We start from the raw sequence: 4,646 nt of genomic DNA on the forward strand, positions 1-4,646 counted from the left end.
TTAACGAAGTCAGCACCGGCCTGAGTCAGGACAACGTTGTTGCCAACGATGGCGTAGTAACCGTCTTTATTGCTGTCGCCGGTGAAGGTGACCACCAGGTTTGCAACCGGGGTTTCTTCGTCACCCACGGTGAACGAGCCCGCAACAGTGTCTTTGCTGACAGCGTCTTCAACCAACGGATTGGCGGTTACTTCGATGGTCGGCAGGTCGTTGACCAAGGTGACATCCGGAGTAGCGGCGGCAGTTGCGCTGCCCTTATCGGCATCAGTCACGGTCAGGTCAAACGCTGGGAGTTTGTTCCCTGCATTGACGAAATCAGCACCGGCCTGAGTCAGGACAACGTTGTTGCCAACGATGGCGTAGTAACCGTCTTTATTGCTGTCGCCGGTGAAGGTGACTTTCAAATCGGCAACTGGGGTTTCTTCGTCACCCACGGTGAACGAGCCCGCCACAGTGTCTTTGCTGACAGCGTCTTCAACCAACGGATTGGCGGTTACTTCGATGGTCGGCAGGTCGTTGACCAGCGTCACGTCCGGCGTTGCAGCATCGTGCGAGCTGCCCTTATCGGCATCCGTCACGGTCAAGTCAATCGCAGGCAGTTTATTACCCGCGTTGACGAAGTTCGCGCCCGCCAGGGTCAACACCACGGCGTTGCCAAGGAGGGTGTAGTAGCCATCTTTGTTGCTGTCGCCGGTGAAGGTCACTTTCAGATCGGCAATCGGGGTCTCAACGTCGCTGACGGTAAAGGTACCGGCAACGGTGCCTTCGGCCACGGAGCCTTCCACCAGAGGGTTCGCTACGACATCAATCACCGGCAGGTCGTTGACCGCAATCACGTTGATCGGCAGCGTAATCGACTCGGACTTAGGCGCCGCATCACCATCCTGCGCAGTGGCGGTGACGGTGAGGTTCACCAGGCCATTGGCGTTTGGTACCGGGTTGTAGACCAGCGTGCCCTTGTTCCAGGTGCTGATATCGATGCTTTGCACGTCAGCCGTGGCCGTGAAGCTGTGGCCCGGCGTGCCGTCGGAAATGGTCGCGCCTTCTGGAATACCGCTGATTTCCAGCTTCAGCGTCTCAGAGCCGTCTTTGTCGGTCGCATAAGCGTCAATCGCAGACAACTTGATCGCGTGGTCTTCCAGGCCAGTGTTCAGCACCTGGGTAACGCTGATGTTGTCCAGCACGCCGCCAAGCGAGTTGTTGGTATCGCCGGCCGGGGCCTTGAATTCGAGTTTGGCATCGCCGTCAGCGGTGACCGGCACGGTGAAGGTGTAGGTCTTCATGCCAACGACAGTGGTGTCCAGGGTGCCGACTTTGACGCCGCCCCAGAACACGTCGATCACCGAGCTGTTCTCAGCGCCCGCACGCGGCGAGTAGTCGACCGAGATGGTGTACGCGGTGCCGCCTTCCGCCTTGATGATGGTGTACAGGCTGGCGTCGTCGCCGGCGTTTTTCTCCAGCTCGATGACCTGGCTATTGCCTGGGGTCTCTACGCCGTAAATGCTGCTTTGGCCGATTTCCACCTTGCCGTCGGCGTTGCCGGTCTGCCATTGGGTATTCGGATTGGTGCCGGCTGCGTTATTGGCATCGCCAACCGCGACGACGCTCCAGGAGCCGCCGATGGGGGCGCTGTCGAAGTTGATTGCGCTGACAACGCCGCCACCGAGCAGGCCCAGGTGCGGGGTATCGGTAACCGGGACGATTGTCACTGGGGCAGTGGTTTCGACGCTGGCTTTACCAGCATTGTCGACCGCGGTGAAGGTGAGCGCGGTATTGCCGCTCCAGTCCGCGGTTGGGGAGAAGTAAACCGACGCCTTGCCGTCAGCGCCCGCTGGCACCGAATCACCGACCTTGAGTTCGGTGGTCAGGCTGGCGTCGCTATACAGCTTGCCGTTTTCCGGCAAGGTGGTGATGACGAACTGGGCAACGGAACCGTCCACATCGGCGCCACTCAGTACGATGGTGGCCGCGTGGTCTTCGTCCGCGCCCGCCGAGGTGGCGGTTGCTGTCGGTGCATCGTTGAATAGCTCGACGGTGACCTTGCCGGTGGCGCTGCTGGTTTCCGGTGGCTCACGGTCAAGGTTGCCGCCACCGATATCGGTGACGTCGATGGTTACTGTGCGATCAGTGCCAACCGGATTGTTGCCCGGGGCCTGGAAGGTAATCGCTTCAACCAGCTTGGTGAAGTCGGCCGCGCTGTTGCCGGCTGGCGAGTTGCTGGTCAGGGTGTAGACGATCTTGCCATCGGCGGCGCTGCCGCTTTCGGTGATGGTGATACCCGCAACAGCGAGGGCCTTGAGCACGTCGGCGTTGCTGAGCAGGTCGCCGGACACCAGGTGATCAACGGTGACCACTACCTTGCTGAAGGTTTTGTTGTCGACGTCGGTGATGCTCAGGTTTTCGACCAGTGCCACCGCACCTTTCTGCTCGACAAACTTAGTGCTGTCAAAACTGATAACCGGCGCATCGTTAACCGGTACCACGTAGATCACGGAAGTCACAGGCGCGGAGTCCGCCTGGCCGTCGTTCACGGTGATGGTCAGGTTACGGTTGGCCGGGCTTGGGTCTTCGCTTTCGCTGGCGAAGTGCACCGAGCGCAGGACTTCCTGGTACTCAGCCTTGGTCGCTTCACCGGACAGGGTCAGTACGCCGGTGTCCTTGTCATAGCTGACGGTGATTTTGGTGTTGCTGACATCGGCAATCAGCACGTCATCGGCCAAGTGGTTGACCAGCGTGACCTTGGCGCTTTGCAAGGTGCTGTTGTCGACGTCGGTGATGGTTAGGTTCGCCGCGACGTAGCCGCCGGGTTTGCCCTCGATGTAGGTGTCGCCGAACGCGTTGGTCGAACCATTGCCCAGTACCGGCGCGTCGTTGACCGCAGTGACCACGACGCTGATCTTGCCGGTCGAGACTTCTTCAACACCGGTGCTCAACTCTTTGGCGGTGGCCTTCACGGTCAAGTCGAAACTGGCCGTCGAGTCCTTGAACGGCGTAACCGTCAGGGTGCTCAGGTTCCAGGTGCTCACGTCGTACAGCGTGTTTGCGCCGGTTGAGATGATGCTATGGCCGGTAGTGCCGTCGGTGAGCACGGAGCCTTCCGGCAAGCCGCTGATTTCCACCTTGTGGGATTCCGAGCCGTCGGTGTCGACAAAAGTGGCGGTGATCGGCGCGATCTTAATCGCGGTGTCTTCCAGACCGTGGTTGTAGACGTTGCCGGTGTAATAGCCTTCGCCATTCACAACGTGGCTGTCGCCCAGGACCATGCCTGCGGCTTCCAACGCGGCGGCACTGGTGTAGGTCTGCAGGCCACTGTTGCCCAGGGACACCGACGAACCGTTGTTGATCGACACATTGACGTCGTAGTTGCCCGGGCCGTTCTGGTTGTAGTGGTAGATGTCGAGGGTGTAGTAACCCGACTCGGTCGGCGTGTAGGACGACCCGTTGATACCGCTGCCCTGGCTCCAGGTTTCGGAAGCGACCAGCTTGCCACCCACGGTAATAGCCAGACTGTCGTCGGCCGAGCCGGTGAAGGTGTAGCTCTTGCCAGCTTCCAGGTAAACCAGACCGGACACTTTGGTCGCGGTGCCTTCGGCCACATTGCCGTTGCTTACATTGCTGGTCACGCCCGTGGAGGCGGCGCTGTCAGCGGTTTGGGCGTTGATCACTTTGATCAGGGTGCTGGACTGGGTGACGCCTTGGCCGTTAGTGCCCAACTCGCCCGGCAGGTTGCTGCCGGTCCAGGTTTGAATGGTCAGACCGGTTGGCACTTGGCCGACGGTCAGCACCGGCACATCCGTCACCGGGTGAATATCCACGGTGATGGTTTTGGTATCGCTGTAGGAGTTGCCGTCGGTGGCTTGGAACTTCAGCTCGGTGTAATCACCTTGCTTGTTGCCCACGCCGGTGTTGCCGAAGCTGTTGTCGCCCGACTCGTTGTCTGCCGGGGTGTAACGCACGTTGTGGGCATCGAAGTCAGCCTGAGTGAAGGCCTTGCCCGCCGAGGTGTCGGTTTTCAGATCGGCCGTGGTGAGCTTGACCCACTCACCGTCGACTTTGTATTCGATGGAGCCGGCCGGCAGGCTGGTGAACACCACTGCCGGGCTCGTGGAATCTTCGTCCTGCACACCGAAAGTCGCCCAAGTGAGCTCGATCGAGGTGTCTTCGTTGCCCTCGATGCGGCCGTCGACGGCGGTTGGGGTGTCATCGACCAGCGTGACAGCCGGCTGGCCAGTGTTGTGGGAATTGAGGCCTTCAGGGTCGGTGACGGTCAGGTCGATTTTTGGCAACTGATTACCGGCATTGACGAAATCGGCGCCTTTTTGGGTCAGCACGACATTGTTGCCGGAGAGGCTGTAGTAGCCGTCAGCGTTGGTGCCGGTGGTGAAGCTGATGGTCAGGCTTTCACGCGGAGATTCTTCGTCACGCGCGTTGAACGTACCGGCGACGGTGCCAACTTCGGCGGTGTTCTCGACGATGGTAGTCGGCGTGATGTCGATCAGCGGTACATCGTTGACCAGCGTGACGGTCGGCTGGCCAGTGCCGGTGGAGTTCAGGCCTTCAACGTCGGTGACGGTCAGGTCGATCTTCGGCAGTTGGTTACCAGCGTTAACGAAGTCGGCGCCTTTTTCGGTCAGGACTACGTTGTT

At 60.0% G+C, this 4,646-nt stretch carries 1 pseudogene; it reads right to left on the minus strand.

Annotated elements, in window-relative coordinates:
• Positions 1–4,646, minus strand: a pseudogene (locus tag AOA61_RS31175) (hypothetical protein); the annotation flags it as partial.

It is taken from the genome of Pseudomonas sp. 2995-1 (assembly GCF_002742505.1).
Taxonomy (GTDB): Bacteria; Pseudomonadota; Gammaproteobacteria; order Pseudomonadales; family Pseudomonadaceae; genus Aquipseudomonas; species Aquipseudomonas sivasensis.